This is a genomic window from Mesorhizobium sp. M2A.F.Ca.ET.039.01.1.1, assembly GCF_003998035.1.
Taxonomy (GTDB): Bacteria; Pseudomonadota; Alphaproteobacteria; order Rhizobiales; family Rhizobiaceae; genus Mesorhizobium.
Genome location: NZ_RZRY01000680.1, coordinates 1 through 3,296, shown reverse-complemented (window position 1 = coordinate 3,296; position 3,296 = coordinate 1). Strand labels below are relative to the sequence as shown.

Sequence of the window (3,296 nt, the reverse complement as noted above, 5' to 3'; positions counted from 1 at the left end):
GGCTAGCGGCTGTCCGCTCTATCTTTTTTTGACGCAATTCCGGACGGAAAACCGCCCACACTTTTCTGCTCTAGCGGTCTTCCCCTCGGGCAGCTTCGCGGACTCGCTCCATCTCGTCCAGAAACATTTCCAGGCCAAGCTCGAATGTCTTGTCGAAGCCGGCGCTGCCGAAATAGGCGCCGGCCTTCACAACGCTCGGATAGTCGCGCGCCAGCTCCTCGTCGCTGACCGTGGTGACGGCCGAAGGCCCCTTGGCGTAGCCGGCCGTCTCGTCGAGGATTGCGCCCATCAGATAGTAGCCGGCGGCGCGGAACAGGCGGGCGCTAAGCTCGGGGCCGAAGCCGCCATCCTCGAACAGGCCGATGATGGCGTTGAGCTTGGCAAGGCAGGGCGGCGAGTTCATGCGGTAGACGACGATGAAGGGCGCGAAGGCCGGGTGCTCGGTGGCGACACGGCGGAACTCCTGCATGCCGATGCGGGCCCGCTCGCGCCAGGGCAGATCAGCGCCAGGTATGACGAGCCCGCTCATCTGGCGGTCGACCAGCGCCTCGTAGAGATGCGCCTGCGAGGGAAAGTGGTGATAGATGCTCATCGCCTCGCAGCCGAGCCTGGCGGCGAGCTTGCGCATCGAAAAGCCGGACAGCCCTTCCCGCTCGATCACCTTGAAGGCAGCATCCTCGATCATCTCGCGGGAGAGCTTGCCGCGGGGGCGCTTTCTTTTGCTCGATGCATCCATGGCGGCGCTTGACAACTTACACTGTAAGGTTCATCGTTCGCATACCTTACATCGTAAGGCTAACAAAAACCAGAGGAGAACATCATGTCAGTCATTCGCATCGCCTCAGCCGTGCATTCCTGCCTTCGTTCCGCCTCGCTCATCGCCATCGCGGGCGCGTTTGCCGTGGCGCTCGCATCCGCGCCCGCCCGGGCTGATGACTACGACGCCACCCTCAAGGACATCCAGTCGACGATGGGCGGCGTGCCGAGCTTCGTCAAACAGTTCCCGAAAGCCGGTCTGCCCGGCGCGTGGGCCGAGGTCAAGGCCATCGAGCTCAGCGACAAGACGGCGCTGACGCCGAAGGAGAAGTCGCTGATCTCGCTGGCGGTCGCGGCGCAGATCCCCTGCAGCTACTGCATCTGGTCGGACACCGAGAACGCCAGGCACGCCGGCGCCACCGACCAGGAGATCCAGGAAGCCGTCGCCATGGCGGCGCTGACGCGTCACTGGAGCACCATCTTCAACGGCATGCAGGTCGATTTCGACCAGTTCAAGAAAGAGATGGGCGGAGAATGAGGGCTCAGGCACAAGGTACCGAAGGTGAAAAAATGGCCCGCGGCGACGCGGGCCATTTTGTTGCCACGCTTTGCCGGCCGGCACCGGCGGGATGTCCGGCGGTAAGCCGTCTCGCCCCTTGCGGCAACAGAAAATCCGTGCAAGCGTTCAAACAGCTATCGCTAAATTAACCAAGTTGCCATAATGAGTTGGGGTGGGCGGCTAATCGTGATTCGAACATAAGCGCCGCGCGCTTGAGGGGATTTTTACTTCATGCTGATGGCCTATCGAGGCTTAAGCCGGCCCTGCCTCAACAAAAATTTTCGCATTCCAATGAAGGCCCTGCCCCGTCTTTTTGTCCTGGGTGCGTTGTTGGCAACTTCCGGTTGCCAATACTTCAACTTCGGTCAGTCGAGCTCATTCAGCGTGTCGCAAAGCGGCAACGCCGCCTTGATCGACTTGAAACCAACCCGACACATCCATACAGAGAGCCCGTCTCGCTCGGCGCCTGTGGTAAGGATCAATCCTTATCTTGGGAACGCTGACTTTATTTGCGGCCCGAGCGGCTTTGGACAGCAATCGCATTGCTTCGCCAGAAGTGCCGGGGCGGTCGCCGAGAACATCTAGCCACGATGCGCAATCTCGACCCGGCGTCTTGCTGACGTTGCTTCGAGGCTTCAAGGATGATGCCGAGAGCCTCTCCCGGCCTGCTGCCGCAATTCGATGAACGCGGCGCCGTTACCAAGCTTTCCGGGGCAGCGTCTCACCGCTGATGCGCCCTGTGCGCCCACTCCTTGGTTAACCATTCGCAAAGACGTGAGGTTAACAAAACGCTAATTTAGTTGACTACCCCCGACACAGGTATATCTTCGTATGCGTTGGGTGTGCAATTTGGGCGAGCAGTCTGCGGTGGTGGCAACCGACTCGTGGATCGCGACTTAGGGGCGGAAGGGACGCTTATGCGGCGAAGACAAGCCGTAGAGCGACAGCCTCGCGAACTCAGAAAAGTATGACGCACATCAGTGCAGGCGGTTCTGCCTCTGCGGAGGAATCGCCGTTGTGACCTGGTCGGGCAATGCCCGTCCCGGAACGGTAGTGTGTGTGCGTACGAGGTTGGCATGAATAGGGTCATCAAAGTTCTGAAGCCGGTTCGATCGGGTCGAAAAAGCATCGATCGCGGCCGGGCCCTGGTCACCGGCGGAGCGGGATTCCTGGGTTCTCATTTGTGCGAGCGGCTGCTTGCGGACGGCTATGAAGTCATCGCCCTGGACAATTTCCACACCGGCAAAAGATACAACCTAGCCGGTATCGCGCGCGACGCCGCCTTCACCTGCATCAGCCACGACGTTGTCGATGCCTTGCCGATGGATATCGCCGTCGACGAGATCTACAACCTCGCCTGCCCGGCGTCCCCGCCTCACTACCAGGCCGATCCCATCCACACGTTCAAGACCAGCGTGCTCGGGGCAATCAACCTTCTGGAACTTGCCCGGCGCCACAACGCCAAGATATTCCAGGCCTCGACCTCCGAGGTTTATGGCGACCCGCTGGTTCATCCGCAGCCCGAAGGCTATTTCGGCAACGTCAACACGCATGGCCCGCGCGCCTGCTACGATGAAGGCAAGCGCTCGGCCGAAACGCTGTTCTTTGACTATGCGAGAACCTACGGCCTCGATATCCGGGTGGCGCGCATCTTCAACACCTATGGGCCGCGCATGCGGCCCGATGACGGTCGCGTGGTGTCCAATTTCATCGTCCAGGCACTGCGCGGGGACGATATCACCGTCTATGGCAACGGCACCCAGACGCGCTCCTTCTGCTATGTCGAAGACTTGATCGAAGGGTTTATGCGGCTGATGCGGTCGCCCGCGGGGCCGAACCATCCGGTCAACCTCGGAAACCCCGGCGAGTTCACCGTCATGGAACTGGCCGAATTCGTCCTCGATTACACCAATTCCCGCTCGCGGATCGTGCACAGGCCGCTGCCCGTCGACGATCCCCGGCGGCGCAAACCCGACATTTC

At 60.8% G+C, this 3,296-nt stretch carries 4 protein-coding genes; 3 read left to right on the top strand and 1 reads right to left on the bottom strand.

Going from position 1 to position 3,296, the window contains the following annotated elements; genetic code table 11:
• Nucleotides 1-70: 70 nt before the first annotated feature.
• On the bottom strand, nucleotides 71-736 hold the full coding sequence (locus EOA24_RS31730) for a TetR/AcrR family transcriptional regulator (protein WP_126078216.1): 666 nt from the start codon (nucleotides 734-736) through the stop codon (nucleotides 71-73).
• A gap of 84 nt (nucleotides 737-820) precedes the next feature.
• Here EOA24_RS31730 and EOA24_RS31725 point away from each other — a divergent pair, with 84 nt between their 5' ends.
• The 3 genes from EOA24_RS31725 to EOA24_RS31715 all read left to right on the top strand — a co-directional run.
• The gene (locus tag EOA24_RS31725; protein WP_126061808.1) at nucleotides 821-1,294 is read left to right on the top strand and encodes a carboxymuconolactone decarboxylase family protein; all 474 of its coding nucleotides are present in this window, start codon (nucleotides 821-823) and stop codon (nucleotides 1,292-1,294) included.
• Nucleotides 1,295-1,546: 252 nt separating this feature from the next.
• Complete coding sequence (locus EOA24_RS31720; protein WP_126078217.1) at nucleotides 1,547-1,900, top strand: hypothetical protein; 354 nt, start codon at nucleotides 1,547-1,549, stop codon at nucleotides 1,898-1,900.
• Nucleotides 1,901-2,391: 491 nt separating this feature from the next.
• Nucleotides 2,392-3,296 (top strand): UDP-glucuronic acid decarboxylase family protein (locus EOA24_RS31715; protein WP_133374708.1); only part of this gene is annotated, 905 nt, incomplete at its 3' end.